The organism is Actinophytocola sp. (assembly GCF_050699915.1).
Taxonomy (GTDB): domain Bacteria; phylum Actinomycetota; class Actinomycetes; order Mycobacteriales; family Pseudonocardiaceae; genus Actinophytocola.
This window is the reverse complement of record NZ_JBOHGA010000019.1, coordinates 1-14,084: the sequence shown is the minus strand read 5'-3', so window position 1 is coordinate 14,084 and position 14,084 is coordinate 1. Positions and strand designations below refer to the sequence as shown.

Genomic DNA, 14,084 nt, shown 5'->3' with positions numbered 1-14,084 from the left:
CCCCGCGGGAGCGCGTATGGAGATCGTGGTGGACGACCTCTCCGGACCGGAGATCGCCGCGTTCCTCGACGAGCACATCCGGCAGCTGCGCGCCATCACCCCGCTGGAGAGCAAGTACGCCCTGGACCTCGACGCACTCCGCGCACCGGACATCACGTTCTGGTCCGTACGGGACGGCAACGCCCTGGTGGGCTGCGGCGCGCTCAAACGACTGGCCCCGGACCACGCCGAGGTGAAGTCGATGCGCACCAGCCCAACCCGCCAGCGCAGCGGGATCGCCGCCCTGCTGCTCGACCACATCATCACCGAAGCCCAGCGCCTTGGCTTCACCCGCCTCAGCCTCGAAACCGGCGCGGACGAGTTCTTCCTTCCCGCACGCAGGCTGTACGAGAAGTTCGCCTTCGACTACTGCGCCCCCTTCGCCGACTACCAACCCAGCCCGCACAACACCTTCATGACCAGACAGGTGTAACCGGCGATGGTGTCGGCACACGGAGACGACGCCGCCGCAGGCCCCTGGCGGCGGTGGAATTCCGTGTGGCTACGCAACACCCGGGCCCGCTCGCTCGCCTACCCCATCCTGCTCGCCCTCGCCGCGATCGACTCCGCCGGCTACAGCGTGATCGCACCGACCCTGCCCACCCTCGCCGAACGCCACGACGCGGGCCCCGCCCTCATCGGCGCGCTCGCCAGCACCTTCCCCCTCGCCATGATGGCCGGATTCGCCGCGGCCGGGCGCCTCGTCCGCGCCGGCCGCACCCGCGCCACCCTGCTCGCCGCCGTCACTGTGGCCGCCGTCGGCGCCGTGCTGTTCGCCACCGCGTCCGGGCTTCCCCTGCTGTTCGCCGCGCGCGCCCTGATGGGCCTCGGATCCGGCGGACTCTGGATCGGCGTCACCTTCGCCACGCTCGCCTACTGGCCCGGCCAGGAATACCTGTGCATGAGCCGCATCTACGCCGCCTACTCCGCCGGCGCTCTCCTCGGCCCGCTACTCGGCGCGCTCGGCGGCACCACGGCCCCCTTCCTCACCTACGCCCTGCTGCTCGCCCTCATCGCCCCCGCCGCGGCCGCGCTCCCCAGTCCCGCAGCCGACCAGTTCCGCTCCGACCGCAGCGCTCTACGCACCCGAGGATTCTGGATCGCCGCCGTCGGCATCATGCTCGCCATCCTCGCCACCGGTGCACTCGATGGCGTCCTCCCCCTGCACTTCGCAGGCCGCCTCTCCCAAGCCGGCATCGGCCTGGCCTACCTCGCCGTCGGAGCCCTCATCGCGATCGGCTCCGCCGCTGCGGGCCACCAGGCGCCCGCCCGCATGCTCGTCACCGGAGCCGTCGCCATCACGGTTGGCCTCACCCTCGCCGGCGCCACCAACGCCTACCTCCCCTGGGCCGCCGCCCTCCTGCTCATCGGCCTCGGTATCGGCGCCGCCCAAACCGGCGCTACCGGTCTGCTCCTCAACGCGGTCCCGACCACGCGCATCGTCACCGCCATGATCGTCTGGTCTCAACTCGGCATCTTCGGCTACCTGGCCGGCCCCGCACTCGGCGGCCTCCTCGCCCAACACCTCGGCTTCGCCGCCCTCGGCCTGCTTCCCACCGCAACCCTCGCACTTCTCGCCGTGGTCAACAAAAGGCGCCGCGACACCCCGCCACGCTGACAGGTGAGCCCGCTGACCGGGGTCGAGGCCGGAGCAGGGGTGTTGCCAGCCGCCCTTACTGGCGTCCCGCTCAGCGGTGGTGAGGGTTTGTGTCGTGGTTGGGTGTGAGTTGGCAGTGGCCGGTTCGGCAGTCGTCGAGGATGGTCTGTGCGTGGCGCCGGGCTCGGTTCAGGTGGGCGATCTTGGTGTCGATGCGGTCGACGACGGCTTCGAGGCGCCAGCGTTCGCTGTCGCAGGTGGTGCCGCCGGCGTCGTGGGCGTGCAGCGCGTCGATGACTTCGTCCAGGGTGAAGCCCATGTCCTGTAGGGCTTTGGCCGTGCGGATTCGTTCTACTGTGGACTCACTGAACATGCGGTAGCCGGAGGGTCGGCGCTGCGCCGCAGGTAGTACGCCACGGCGTTCGTAGAAGCGGACCGTGTCGACGGTGACACCGGCTTGCTGGGCGACTTGGCCGATCTTCATCCACACACCTCCGCGATAAGCCTTGACTCTGGACCAGAGTCAAGAGTTTACGGTTATCGGTGATGGTGCACCAGCACCCTGAGCACGAGGAGGACACCGATGACCGAGACCTATGAGATTCCGCCGGACGCACCCATCGTGTGCACGATCCGACCGGGCGACGACGAGCAGGCGATGATGGAGACCTACCGCGCGCTGTTCGCCGAGGAGGTCTTCGTCACCGGGGAGCGCACCGACTGGGGCGTGCGGTGGACCTTCCAGGCCAAGGAGGGGGTCGAGGAGCGAGTGCGGGCGCAGGCAGCGTCCGAGCAGCGGTGCTGTGCGTTCCTGCGGATGGCGATCACCGTCACCGACGGCACGGTGGTGTGGGACGTCCTCGGACCGGCGAACGCCCGCGTGTTCCTCGACGAGTACGTCCAGTTGCCCCAGACGGCGTTCGGCGGCATCGACGCACTGCGCGACCGGACGATCGCCACCGGCATGTTCCTCGACGACCAGCGACAGGATCAGCGTCAGGATCAGCGCCAGTCCGAAGCAACGGCATGACGTCGAGGCTTGACGTCGAGTCGCACCTGCCGGCCGTCGCACCGAAGCCGCACGCCTCGGACTAACGACTCACGGCACTAATCGTCGCGGGCGCGCGGGCGGCAAGATGGGAACATGCGACGCGACGCCCTGCTCGTCACCTTTGCCTGTGTCCTGGTCTGGGCCCTGCTGCCCGGGGCCGCCTCCGCTCACCCCGGCTGGTCGACCGACGCGACCTACCACAACGACGCCGCCACCCCGGGCGCCGATCCGTTCGTGATGTTCGACCGGGCCAGCGGCTACTACTACGCCTACTCCACCGAGGGTGCCGACCCCGGTCACCACTTCGCGATCTACCGCTCGCCCGATCTCGCCACGTGGGAACACCTGCCCGGCGGCGCGCTGCGGGCGGGCCAGGACGGCGACTGGGCCAACGACTGGTTCTGGGCGCCGGAGGTCTACCACAACCCGCGCACGGGCCTGTACTTCCTGTTCTACGCGGGCCGGATGAACCGGAACGTGGCCGAGCACTTCCGCTACCCGGACTTCGAGGAGGCGAGCAAGGTCGGCGTGGCCGTGTCGCGCTCGCCGGCCGGGCCGTTCCGCGACATCGTCGAGGCCCCGCTGGACTACTACCCGTTCGACCCCGCCTACCACGACGTCAACCTGATCATGGACGCCACGCAGAAGAAGCCGCCGGCGACCCTCGAGGAGGGGCAGACGGCCCCGCTGGGCACCTACATCCCGTTCATCGACCCGAACGTGTTCTTCGACGTGGACGGCCGGATCTACCTGTACTACTCGCGCAACGCCTACCGGAACTGGGTGTGGGACCACGACCTCGGCAAGTACATCGAGGAGTCCAACATCTACGCCGTCGAGCTGACCGGCGACTGGTGGCACGACCCGGCCGGCACCACGATGCCGGCCATCGCGCCCGCGTACCGCAACGCGAACCTCGCGCCGGACGACCCGCCGGGGACCCGCAAGGACGGCTTCGTGCCGATCCTGAACTACGGCTCGGACAAACAGGCATGGGAGAACGCGCACGTCGACGATTACGCGAACAGCGGCGGCGAGAAGAAGGACCGCCGCTGGGCCGAGGGCTCGACCACGGTCCGAACCGTCGACGCCCAGGGCCGGCCGCTGTACTACCTGACCTACTCGGCGAACAACTTCGAGAACGAGTACTACGGGGTCGGCTACGCCACCGCCCGCGGTCCGCTCGGACCGTGGCGCAAGAGCCCGGCGAACCCGGTCCTGTCGCAGGACCCGGCGAAGAGCCTGTACTCGACCGGGCACGGCAGCATCGTGGACTCGCCCGACGGACGCCAGACCTACTACGTGCACCACGGCCGCCCATCCACCACGTCACCGCGCGCGCTGTACACGTCCACGATGAACATCGACCCCGGCGGCCTGTCGATCACCTCGTCCACATCGGACGAGCCGGTGCCGTCCGGCGTCGGCCCGCTGCGGATCCATGCCTCGGACCGGGTGCTGCATGCTCCGGCGTCGACCACCGTCCACGTGCGAGCCGCACCCGGCGGCGAGTTCGACCTGACGAACCCGCAGAACCGGCTGCGCGCCACGCTCCGCCCGGCCGGCGCCGGCACGGTAACGGTGAACGGTGCCTCGGTGGCGGTGACCGCCCATCGCCCGGCCCTGCTGACGGTGGTGTACCAGCGACACCGGGCCGCGGGTGGCTATCGCGACGTCGCCAACACACGTTCGGGCGTGCGGCTCCCGGTCCGCGTCACGATCCCGGTGCTGGCCGGGAGGTAGTGCGGGCCGGCCGCGTTCGCGGCCGGTGTATCCGCGCCCGGCGCCGGCGCCGGTGAAGGCCGAGCCGGACGAAGTGGCCAATCGTCGGCTCCGTGCCATTCCACTGCTGGTTCCGGCACGTGGTTACGGGGTTCTTACCGAGGTGCTGTGCGGCGATCCGATCTGGGCCGTGGGGTGTCGAAGGCGGTGCGCGGTGCAGAAGGCACCGGTAACGAGAGGGGTTCGACACATGCGCAAGGCGTTCTGGAAGGCCGGCATCGCCACCGCCGCCGTGGCCGCAGTCAGCGTCGGTGGTGCGGTCGCGTTCAGCGTCGGTGGCGCGGTAGCCGCGACGGCGTCCGACGGCACGGCGAAGGCGTCCGGGGAGCAGTGTGTCCTCAACGTCGACGACGGCAAGGAGACCTGCTTCAACAGCACGACGGAGGTCGCCGGCTTCCGGTCGACCGGCGGCATCCCGTTCCACATCCACGTCCGGCTGTTCCCCCGGACCGGCTACGACGGCAACGCCTACCTGATCGGCAGCTTCAGCAAGGAGAACTGCTCGGTAGGCACCGGCCGGCCTGACTACCAGATCCCCGACCTCGGCCAGCGGTCCAACTGGGCCGGCTCGTTCACCACGCACAACAACTGCGACATCAAGGCCTACGACGGGCTGCGGTTGTCCGGCGCGCACTTCGCCGGCTACCAGGACCACGACATCGAACTGACCGCGTTCAACAACAAGATCTCCTCACTGAAGGTCAGCTGACGCTCCCGACGCGCCGGCGCCCGGTACCCCGCGTAGGTCCGGACTTGATCGCTCGCCGCCGTTGCTCGGCGCATGTCTGGACGACGTTGGATGCCTGGACTCGACCGCCTGTCGGAGTCAGGCGGTCGAGTCCAGGGCGTCGGCGCTTCCGCGTTCGCTGGACGTAGTCGGTCAGCTGTCGTTGTCCGTACGGGTTTCATAGCCGGTGCGGTCGACCTTGCGGTGGAATCGCATGCCGGCCAGACCACCGAGAATGGCGCCGACGAGGCTCACGGCGAGCACGATCAGCGCGGAGACGATGCCAGCGGCAGTGAGGGTCCCGTCCTCCATCGGCAGCTGGGGCAGTCCGTCGGGGATGTCGAACTGGGCTCCGGTGACCGCGACGAGTATCGCGACCAGAACGGTCATGATGATCGTCCAGATCCATACCGCGATGCCTTGCTTGACACCGCTGAATCGCGCCATTCGGCCGGCCACATAGCCACCGCAGTAGTACGCGATGAAGATGACGACCGCCGCGATGATCGCGCCGGTGATGCCAACGGTCTCGCCGGCCTGGTCGAGTTGCTCCGCGGTCTGTCCTGGGCCACCGGCCCACGACAGTCCGAACACGGCGGCCGCGGCAGCGACGAGCGCGGTCAGCAGGACCGCGGTGCCGATCGCGGTCAGCCAGCCGAAGAACGCGGATCCCCACTTGATTCCGCCGAATCGCTCCTTCTGCCGGTCGGTGACCTCCCCGTGGTCGGGTCCACGCTCTGGGAGGGTGTCCGGCGCCGACGTCGGAGGCGCCGGCGTCTGAGGTGTCTGCTCGCGGGAGGGACGGTCGTCGGTTGTGGTGTCCGACCGGCCACGATGGGCGCCACTTGGTGTGCCGTTCATGTTGACTCCTGTTGGGGTGTGTTTCGTGAGTTACCTCAGCCGGCGGAACGCAACCACTTCACTGGTCTTGTCACGATTCCGACAAACTGCTGGGCAGGACGTTGCTGTTCGCCCGCCAAGGCGGTGAGTACCGAGATCCCCCCAGTCAGCGCCGGGATGAGCCACTGGCAGAGACCAAGCTGTTGCTGCACACGCGCAACCTCGTCCGGGGTGCTCGGAGCCGGGTCGGTACCACCTTCGACCACGACTCCGCCCGCCGCGCGCAGCTTCCTACCCAGCGCGCCGCTGTAGGCGGTGATCGCGAGTGCGGCCCCGGTAAGCGTGAGCTTGGCGGCCGTCATGGCGGCGACACCACGCTGTCCCGCCACCCGGTCCCGGTTGGCACGAAGCAGCCCGGCGCCGCCGAGGAGGTGGGCGCCGATCGCCGCCGCGTTGACCGGAGCCCAGCGCGCCCAGCCCGCGTTGGCCACGATGAGCCGCTGTTTCGGGTCGGGAACGTCAGCGGCTGCGCCGTTCACGGCGACCGCTCCGGCGAGCGAGCCGCCGAACCAGGCGGCGAGCCCGAGGTCATGCATCGTGCGGATAGTCGTGTTGCGATCAGACATTGGATGTACTCCCGTTCGTGTCGAATGGCGAGTGATGTTCGCGGTTCCAGTTGTCGACGTCCGAGTTTCTTCGCGGCGACTAGTTCTTCTTGCCGCGGCGACGCCTGCCGGCGGGGTGGGCGCCCTCGGTGTCGATGACTTCCTTGCGCACGGTCTCATCGACCTGCTGGTCGTCAGTGACGGTCTCGGTGCCCAACCGGACACGCTCGACCGGGACGGTCTGCTTTTCGACCACGGGTCGCTGTTCGGTAAGGGTGACCTCGTGGGTCTCTTCGGACAGATCCTCCCCCGTGAGCGCGGCACCACGATTGGTCTCGGTGATCGGCTCCCGCTCGAGGGTGACTTCCTCGCGCGACACAGGGATCGTCGTGGTGACGTTCTCGGTCACGATGTGCTTGCGCAGCCTTGCCCGGCCGGCCTCACGTTCTTCGGTGCCGACCCGCAGCCGCTCCTCAGAACGGGTCATCGCGTCGTCGGTGGTCGGACCCGAGGTGTCATGGCCCCGAACGCCGGGCTCACCGGCCCGGTCGCGCCGGCGGTCCCCGGAGGCGTTTTGCGCGTCGTCGGCCGAGGTCGGTGAGCCGCCGGAACTCGACATGCCGTAGTGGCTGTAGAGCTCCTCCTCGTCGGTCGGCGACAACTCCGAGTCCGGATCACGGTGTGGCGCCGACTTCAAGGCTTCCTTGTCGAACGGCACGGTCAACGCGTTGCCGTCCCAGCTACCGTCCTGGAGCGGAACGAGAGAGACGTGTCCGCCGAAGAGACCGCTCTTCACCGCCGCCCATTCAGGCTTGTTCGTGTCGTTGGCGTAGTAGATGGCGTCGACCTTGCCGAGCGACGAGCCGTCTCGGCCGTTTACCGAAGCGCCGGTCATCTCGTCCGGGTTACTCATGTTCGCGAGAGTCATGATGTTCTTTCCTTCGACGTGCATGCACGCCCGAGCAGGCGTGCGTTATCGGATTTCGCTGCGAAGTTCTTGACGTGGCGGCAATTCAAGTCAGCGACATACTTTGGTGATGGTGCTCTCACAAAGTGTCACCGGGATCTGGGGCGACAAACTTGCCGGAAACGGCCGCTGCGTCGCGGCCGTGGGAGCTCGGCAGCTCCGTTCGCTCGGACTACCCTCCCCAACTCGGCTTACACACCCGCGGAATACCGGTTATCGAGGTGACGCGCTGCGACGCGTCGACGGGGATCGCGGAGGTGTCGAGAGGAGTTCGGGGGGTAACTGGCGTCGGTGAACCGCATCCGCGGACACGGGGAGTGACCAGGATGAAACACCAGCCACGAGAAACGTCCATCCACACGGCCGCGTCGAGCGCACCCGCCGACGGCGTGGGAGCGTTGCGCGAGCGTCGGGTAGCCCGGGCGTTCGTGAGCCTCGCGGACACGATGATCGACGAATTCGACCTCACCGACTTCCTGCACATGCTCGTCGACCACTGCGTGGACCTACTCGAGGTGGACGCCGCCGGGGTCCTGCTCGCCGATCAACGCGGCGGCGTGCGGATGGCGGCCGCTTCGTCGGAGAGAGCCGAACTGCTGGAGCTGTTCGCCGCCGACACCGAGGGCGGGCCATGCGTGGAATGCGTGCTCACCGCGCAACCCGTGTTCAGCCACGACCTGGCCGCCGACACCGACAGGTGGCCGAGGTACGCCGCCGCGGCCGAACTCTGCGGCTACCGCGCCGTACACGCACTGCCGCTGCGGCTGCGCCGCAGCGTGATCGGAGCACTGTCACTGCTCAACACCGGGCCCGCCCGTGCGGACTCCAAGTCCACCGAACTCGGTCAGTCACTCGCCGACGTAGCCACCATCGGCATCCTGCAGCGACGCAGCATCGTCCAGCGCGAAACCCTCGCCGAACAACTGCAGGCCGCCCTCACCGCTCGAGTCGTCATCGAACAGGCCAAGGGCATGCTCGCCGCCCACAGCGGCACCCTCACCCCAGAAGCCGCCTTCACCGCGCTCCGCAACTACGCCCGCGCCAACCACGAACGTCTGTCCGCCCTGGCCCGCAAGGTCATCGACGGTACCGCCGACATCGCCGCCATCACCACACACGGCACCAGCTAGCTAGCGCGCCCCGTCCTCACAGGACGCGCGACCCTCCGTGTCGCTGCGACGGCTGAGAGTTCCTCGCACGGCCAGGGCGAGGCACAACAGCGCGAATCCCGCGACGAGCAACAGCGCGTTCCATTGCCCGACCGCGGCAACGGCCAGCACGATCGGGATCGCGGCGGTGGGCCACGGCCAGGTCGCCCGCCAGGAGCGCCTGCTGCCGCCGAGGATGAGCGCGCACCCTGCCAGGAACAAGACGAGACCAGCGGCGAGGGTCCAGCCGCCAGCTGAGGGAAGCGCATCCGGGTGCAGGACGAGGTCCTCAACGCCGACTCCGGCCATGACGATGCCCAGGGCGAGGGGCAGGTGGCCGTAAACGAACAGATCGTGCCGTTCGTCGGCAGCTTTCCCGCCTCGCTCATCGTCGTCGCGCCGCTGCAGGGAAGCGGCGCTGCTGGCGGCGGTGACGTCGAAGTAGTTCCACCACATCGCGGCGGCGATGACGAACCCCGCAACGCCGACGGCGACCGCGGGAGCGACCCACATGGTGTCGTGCACGCCAGTCGCCGCGCCACCCACGGCCTCCCCGAGAACCAGGATGACGAGAAGCCCGAACCGCTCCGGGAGATGTTCCATATGCAACGGGAGATGATTGTCGCGCCAGGTGGCGATGACGGGTCCGGCCGCATCGGCGGCGACAGCGACGGCCCACAACCAGTACCGGGCGGGTCCAACGACGGCCAACGACACCGCCCACAGCACCGAACTCACCGCGATGGTGGTGAGGTAGACGCCGATGGTCGGGCGGGCATCGGGAATGTGCCGCCATGCGCGAGCGTGGAGCAGCAGCAGGATCAGCCGGCCGGCGAGAAAGCTCATGGCGAACGGCGTCGAGAACGACGAAGTCGCAGCCGAAGCGGCCGCGGCGCATCCGGCGATGGACAGAGTCGCGGCCAGCTTGGCGATTCGGAACACGACGTCGTCGGTGTCGAATCGGTTGGCGTAGAGGGTGTACCCGACCCAGGACATCCAGATGGCGACGAACAGGGACACGAACGTCCCGAACCCGGACCAAGTCATATCCTTGAGGAAGGTGGCGGCGAGCTCGTAGACGACCAGGACGTAGGCGAGGTCGAAGAACAGCTCGAGTCTGCTGGCCGACGCCGCCCAACCGGTACGTAGGGCGGGTGGGCGGATCATCGGCTCGCGTTCAGTGCCCGCACTCACGAGAGCTCCTGTCATTGACCGGCCCGAATCCTTCGGCTGTGTTCGCGGTGATGACCTATCGACGCTTGCGGCGAAGCTGCTGCGCGGCCTGACGGGCGCGCTCCACTTGCCGACCCAGGCATACCCAGCGCCACCGTCGCCAACCTAGTGCCGAGCGTGCGCGGTGGACCGGTCAGCTGGTCGCGCGGGGTCGGTTGACCACGCACGGAGCGGGGATACTCCTGCGCCGCAGGGGTACCTCCGGGGCATGAAGAAGTTCCTGGACATCTATCTCAACGATCAGCTCGCACTCGGCGTCGGCTGGCGCGAGCTGGCGCGGCGGTCGGCAGGCAGCAACCGCGGCACGGAGCTCGGCGTCGCGCTCGAGCGGGTAGCCAACGGCATCACCGAGGATGTCGAAACCTTCCGCGACATCATGCGGGGGCTGGGCGTGCGGATCAGTCCGGTCAAGCCGGTTCTCGCGTGGGGCGCCGAGCGCATCGGACGGCTCAAGCCCAACGGGAACCTGCGGTCCTACTCGCCGCTGAGCCGGTTCGAAGAACTCGAGTTCCTCGCCATGGGCATCGACGGCAAGAAGCAGCTCTGGACGACTCTGCGCGATCTCGCCGGCCTCGCCGCCCGCCTGCCCGACATCGACTTCGACGAGCTCATCGGTCGCGCCGAGCTACAGCGTGCCGAGGTCGAGCCCCTCCGCGTCCGCGCCGGCACCGAAGCCTTCGCCGCCACAGCGGATTGACATCACAGGCGGGCCAGGGCCAACACCTCGGCGAACGTGGTCCGCGCGCCGGCCCTCGTGGCCGAACTCGTCGGGCGCGGCGAGCTCGTCGTCGGTGACCTGGATGCGCTGCGAGACCGACCGAGGCATCTGTGACCTGGGTGGGAGTGCTCTGTTCAAGTCGTGCCGAGGTGGGCAGGATTGTGGTCATGACCCACGATGAGACCGTCGACGAGACCCGCGATGAGACCGTCGACGAACCATCCGGCCGCGCCGCCGTAGGAGTCGAGCATCACGGGGACGGCGTGGTGCTTCACGTGAGCGGGGAGCTGGACCTGCTCACCACGCCAACGCTGACCGATGCCATCACGGGCGCGATGCGAGCAGAGCCCACCGTCCTGGTGATCGACCTGTCCGCCGTCGAGTTCATCGCCTCGCGTGGCCTCGAGGCGCTGCTCATGGCCCACCAGTCCGCGGGCAAGACCTCGGTGAGGGTTGTCTCCAACTCGATGGCCACCGCCCGGTCACTCGACGTGTCCGGGCTCACCGACCATCTCCACGTCTTCGGCACCGTCGCTTCGGCGCTCGCCGCGGTCACCATGGCGACTCCGGGAGACGACAGCGCATGAGTCACGCGCCGTCAGCCCATCAGTGTGCGCGCCAGCAGGAACACGTTGAGCCCCGACACCAGCAGGGCGATCACGGCGCCCGCGACGGTAGTGGCGCGACGGTTGACGAATGTGCCCATGACAGCGCGGCGCCGGGACAGCAGGACGAGCGGCACGAGCGCGAACGGGATGCCGAAAGAGAGCACCACCTGGGACAGCACGAGTGCCCGGGTGGGGTCGACGCCGGTGGCGAGAATCGCCAGCGCGGGCACCATCGTGACGAGCCGGCGCAGCGTCAGCGGGATCCGGCGGCGCAGAAACCCCTCCATGACGACCTGCCCGGACATCGTCCCGACGCTGGACGCGGCTAACCCGGACGCGAGCAGTGCGAGCGCGAATGCGAGCGCCGCGCCCGGACCGAGCAGCGCGCCCAGGCTGCCGTGCATGTCCTCGAGCGACTCCGCCGGCGCGGCGGTGCCGTGCAGGGCGCCCGCCGCGACGACGAGCATGCTGACGTTGACCAACCCGGCCACGCCGAGCGCGACACCGATGTCCACGCGCGTGCTCCGCAGCGCACGCCGGCGCTCGGCGATGTCGCCGTGGCGGCGGCTGAGTGCCGAGTGCAGGTAGATCACGTGCGGCATGACGGTCGCGCCGAGCATGCCGGTCGCCAGCAGCACGCTGTCGGTGCCGGCGAAGCCGGGTACGAGGCCCGCGCCCGCGCCGGTGAGCGGGCCGACCTGGAGGGTCTGGTAGAGGAAGCCGAGCAGGATGATGGCGAGCAGGCCGACGATGACGCTCTCGAAGCGCCTGCGGCGCAACGGGGCCAACAGCAGGATGCCGAACGAGACGACGGCGGTGATGCCCGCGGCGGGCAGCAGCGGGATGCCGAACAGCAGGTTCAGCGCGACCGCGGCGCCGACGAACTCGGCGAGGTCGGTGGCCATCGTGACGAGCTCCGCCTGGACCCAGAGCATGGCGGTGGCCGGCCGGGAGTAGTGCTCGCGGCACAGCTGCGGCAGGTTCTGCCCGGTCGCGATGCCGAGCTTGGCGGACAGGTACTGGATGAACATGGCCATCAGGCTGGCGGCGACGATCACCCACAGCAGCAGGTAGCCGTAGCCGGCGCCGCCGGCCATGTTGGTGGCGAAGTTGCCGGGGTCGACGTAGGCGACGGCGACCACGAACGCCGGGCCCATGAGCCCGGCCAGCGCGCGCAGTCGCGGCATCCGCAGCGGCGGGCGCAGGGCGACGGAGCTGACCATGAAGAATCTCCCGGGGCGAAACGGATGTGCCCGCCGGCCACTCGGTGGCCGGCGGGCACGAGGGAATCAGGTGAGCTTCTTGATCGCCTTCTCGATCAGCCCGAGGTTCGCCGGGCTGGTCGCGTACAGCATCGGGTCTGGCTTGGGCGCGGAAGCCTTGCCGCCCAACGGCTTCGGCTTCTGCACATACTCGAACTCGTGCATACCGTCCGGTGCCGGGCCCGACGCCCATCGCCCCTCCGCGCCGGCCTTACCGTCCGACAGGTGCCAGATCGTGCCCGCGTGCTCGGCGTACTCCTCGTCGAACAGCGCGCTCGGCGCGATCGCGCTCTCCAGACCGTCCTCCTGCAACTCCTCGATCGCCGCGAGCCACATGTTCTGGTGCACCGTGTCGCGGGCGAGGTTGAACTTCAGCATGTCCCGTACGCCCGGGTCGTCGGTCATGTTGTACAACCGCGCCGTCTGCAGTCGACCCTGCGCCTCGGCCGCCACGTTCGCCCGGAAGTCGGCCAGCAGGTTCCCGCTCGCCACGATGTAGCGGCCGTTCCACGGCACCCCGTTGGCGTCCGACAGGGTCGGCCCGCCACCGCTGACGATCGCCTGCTGCGGATCCATCCCCCCGATCACCGCGGCGATCACCGGGTCGTTGTCGACCATCGCCGCCGTCGTCTGCGCGGGCGCCCCCTCCAGCAACCGCGCCACCATCGTCGCGAGCATCTCCACGTGGCCGATCTCCTCGGTCGCCACGTCCATGATCAGGTCCTTGTACTTGCCCTCCATACGGCAGTTCCAGCCCTGGAACAGGTACTGCATCGTCACGGTCATCTCGCCCCAGGCGCCGCCGATCAGCTCCTGAAGCTTGCGCGCGTAGTGCGCGTCCGGCTTCTCGGGTTTCGCCTCGAACTGCAGCCGGCTCGTGTGGGTGAACATCCACGCCTCCCGTTCGGTCTGGGTCGGGGCTGGTTCGGGCCGGCCCCGACGCGGTGACGGGAACGCTAGGAACAGGCTGTGAGGGGACTGCCACCACGCGCGTACCGCGATCACGAATTCGTGCAAGGGGTGTGTCACGGCCGCGTGACCGCCGGGTTACCGCTGCAGGCAGCCGTGCTCGGAACCCGATAGTGGAACCGTCCCAGAAAACCTTGGCCGGGCACGTTGGGGCTCGCGTTATCGGGGAATACGCCTGTTGGCGTTCCGACATCACTGAACTGCGGGGGGACCGCACATGACCGCGCCGTTGATCTCCGTCCGGCTGTTGGCCGGTTTCGAGCTCCTGGTCGACGACCGGGGCGTGCCCGTCCCGCCTGGTTCACAGCGTCTGCTCGCCTATCTCGCGCTGCACAACGGGCCGGTGACCCGTAACACGCTCGCCGCGGCGCTGTGGCCCGATACCCCGGACCGGCGGGCAGCGGCATGCTTGCGCTCGTCGTTGTGGCGGCTGGTGAAGCCGCCGCACGCGCTCGTCGAAGCCGGCCAGGGCCTGCTGCGCATCGCGACGACGGTGCACGTAGACGTCGTGTCGGTGCACCGATACGCGGCCGAGCTC

The 14,084-nt window shown here is 68.8% G+C and carries 16 protein-coding genes; 9 read left to right on the top strand and 7 right to left on the bottom strand.

All coding sequences use genetic code 11. From position 1 onward, the window contains the following. Positions 1-16: 16 nt before the first annotated feature. Together ACRDSK_RS05790 and ACRDSK_RS05785 are read left to right on the top strand one after the other, a co-directional pair. The gene (locus ACRDSK_RS05790; protein ID WP_431438889.1) at positions 17-472 is read left to right on the top strand and encodes a GNAT family N-acetyltransferase; all 456 of its coding nucleotides are present in this window, start codon (positions 17-19) and stop codon (positions 470-472) included. Positions 473-535: 63 nt separating this feature from the next. Continuing rightward, positions 536-1,657: an MFS transporter gene (locus tag ACRDSK_RS05785; protein ID WP_431438888.1), complete on the top strand. Its 1,122-nt coding sequence runs from the start codon at positions 536-538 to the stop codon at positions 1,655-1,657. 70 nt (positions 1,658-1,727) lie between these two features. Here ACRDSK_RS05785 and ACRDSK_RS05780 read toward each other — a convergent pair whose 3' ends face one another. Beyond that, positions 1,728-2,120, bottom strand: a complete 393-nt coding sequence (locus ACRDSK_RS05780) for a MerR family transcriptional regulator (RefSeq protein WP_431438887.1) — start codon at positions 2,118-2,120, stop codon at positions 1,728-1,730. A gap of 99 nt (positions 2,121-2,219) precedes the next feature. On the opposite strand from ACRDSK_RS05780, the gene ACRDSK_RS05775 reads away from it, so the two are divergent. From ACRDSK_RS05775 to ACRDSK_RS05765, 3 genes are all read left to right on the top strand, one after another. After that, positions 2,220-2,666, top strand: coding sequence for a hypothetical protein (locus ACRDSK_RS05775; RefSeq protein ID WP_431438886.1), 447 nt, complete (start codon positions 2,220-2,222; stop codon positions 2,664-2,666). 114 nt (positions 2,667-2,780) lie between these two features. Then, the gene (locus ACRDSK_RS05770) at positions 2,781-4,430 is read left to right on the top strand and encodes a glycoside hydrolase family 43 protein (RefSeq protein ID WP_431438885.1); all 1,650 of its coding nucleotides are present in this window, start codon (positions 2,781-2,783) and stop codon (positions 4,428-4,430) included. A gap of 229 nt (positions 4,431-4,659) precedes the next feature. Beyond that, entirely contained in the window at positions 4,660-5,178 is a 519-nt protein-coding gene (locus ACRDSK_RS05765) for a hypothetical protein (protein ID WP_431438884.1), read from the top strand. A gap of 171 nt (positions 5,179-5,349) precedes the next feature. Here the strand turns inward: ACRDSK_RS05765 and ACRDSK_RS05760 are convergent, their stop codons facing one another. The 3 genes from ACRDSK_RS05760 to ACRDSK_RS05750 all read right to left on the bottom strand — a co-directional run bounded on the left by ACRDSK_RS05760 (position 5,350) and on the right by ACRDSK_RS05750 (position 7,569). After that, positions 5,350-5,790 (bottom strand): hypothetical protein, encoded by a 441-nt coding sequence (locus ACRDSK_RS05760; RefSeq protein ID WP_431438883.1) that lies wholly within the window; start codon positions 5,788-5,790, stop codon positions 5,350-5,352. Between the two features lie 302 nt (positions 5,791-6,092). Next, positions 6,093-6,662 (bottom strand): hypothetical protein, encoded by a 570-nt coding sequence (locus ACRDSK_RS05755; protein WP_431438882.1) that lies wholly within the window; start codon positions 6,660-6,662, stop codon positions 6,093-6,095. A 79-nt stretch (positions 6,663-6,741) separates the two neighbouring features. Further along, positions 6,742-7,569, bottom strand: coding sequence for a YsnF/AvaK domain-containing protein (locus ACRDSK_RS05750; protein ID WP_431438881.1), 828 nt, complete (start codon positions 7,567-7,569; stop codon positions 6,742-6,744). Positions 7,570-7,934: 365 nt separating this feature from the next. On the opposite strand from ACRDSK_RS05750, the gene ACRDSK_RS05745 reads away from it, so the two are divergent. Then, positions 7,935-8,738 (top strand): GAF and ANTAR domain-containing protein, encoded by an 804-nt coding sequence (locus ACRDSK_RS05745; RefSeq protein WP_431438880.1) that lies wholly within the window; start codon positions 7,935-7,937, stop codon positions 8,736-8,738. Here the strand turns inward: ACRDSK_RS05745 and ACRDSK_RS05740 are convergent, their stop codons facing one another. Beyond that, positions 8,739-9,950, bottom strand: a complete 1,212-nt coding sequence (locus ACRDSK_RS05740; protein ID WP_431438879.1) for a low temperature requirement protein A — start codon at positions 9,948-9,950, stop codon at positions 8,739-8,741. A gap of 247 nt (positions 9,951-10,197) precedes the next feature. On the opposite strand from ACRDSK_RS05740, the gene ACRDSK_RS05735 reads away from it, so the two are divergent. Together ACRDSK_RS05735 and ACRDSK_RS05730 are read left to right on the top strand one after the other, a co-directional pair. Then, the gene (locus tag ACRDSK_RS05735; protein WP_431438878.1) at positions 10,198-10,686 is read left to right on the top strand and encodes a hypothetical protein; all 489 of its coding nucleotides are present in this window, start codon (positions 10,198-10,200) and stop codon (positions 10,684-10,686) included. A gap of 188 nt (positions 10,687-10,874) precedes the next feature. Further along, a complete protein-coding gene (locus ACRDSK_RS05730; protein ID WP_431438877.1) occupies positions 10,875-11,294 on the top strand; it encodes an STAS domain-containing protein in 420 nt (139 codons plus the stop codon). A gap of 11 nt (positions 11,295-11,305) precedes the next feature. Here the strand turns inward: ACRDSK_RS05730 and ACRDSK_RS05725 are convergent, their stop codons facing one another. Both ACRDSK_RS05725 and ACRDSK_RS05720 read right to left on the bottom strand, forming a co-directional pair. After that, complete coding sequence (locus ACRDSK_RS05725) at positions 11,306-12,538, bottom strand: Nramp family divalent metal transporter (RefSeq protein WP_431438876.1); 1,233 nt, start codon at positions 12,536-12,538, stop codon at positions 11,306-11,308. Between the two features lie 66 nt (positions 12,539-12,604). Next, positions 12,605-13,468: a manganese catalase family protein gene (locus tag ACRDSK_RS05720; RefSeq protein WP_431438875.1), complete on the bottom strand. Its 864-nt coding sequence runs from the start codon at positions 13,466-13,468 to the stop codon at positions 12,605-12,607. Between the two features lie 295 nt (positions 13,469-13,763). Between ACRDSK_RS05720 and ACRDSK_RS05715 the strand changes: the two genes are divergently transcribed. Beyond that, positions 13,764-14,084: AfsR/SARP family transcriptional regulator (locus ACRDSK_RS05715; protein ID WP_431438874.1), on the top strand; the 321-nt coding region annotated here is incomplete at its 3' end.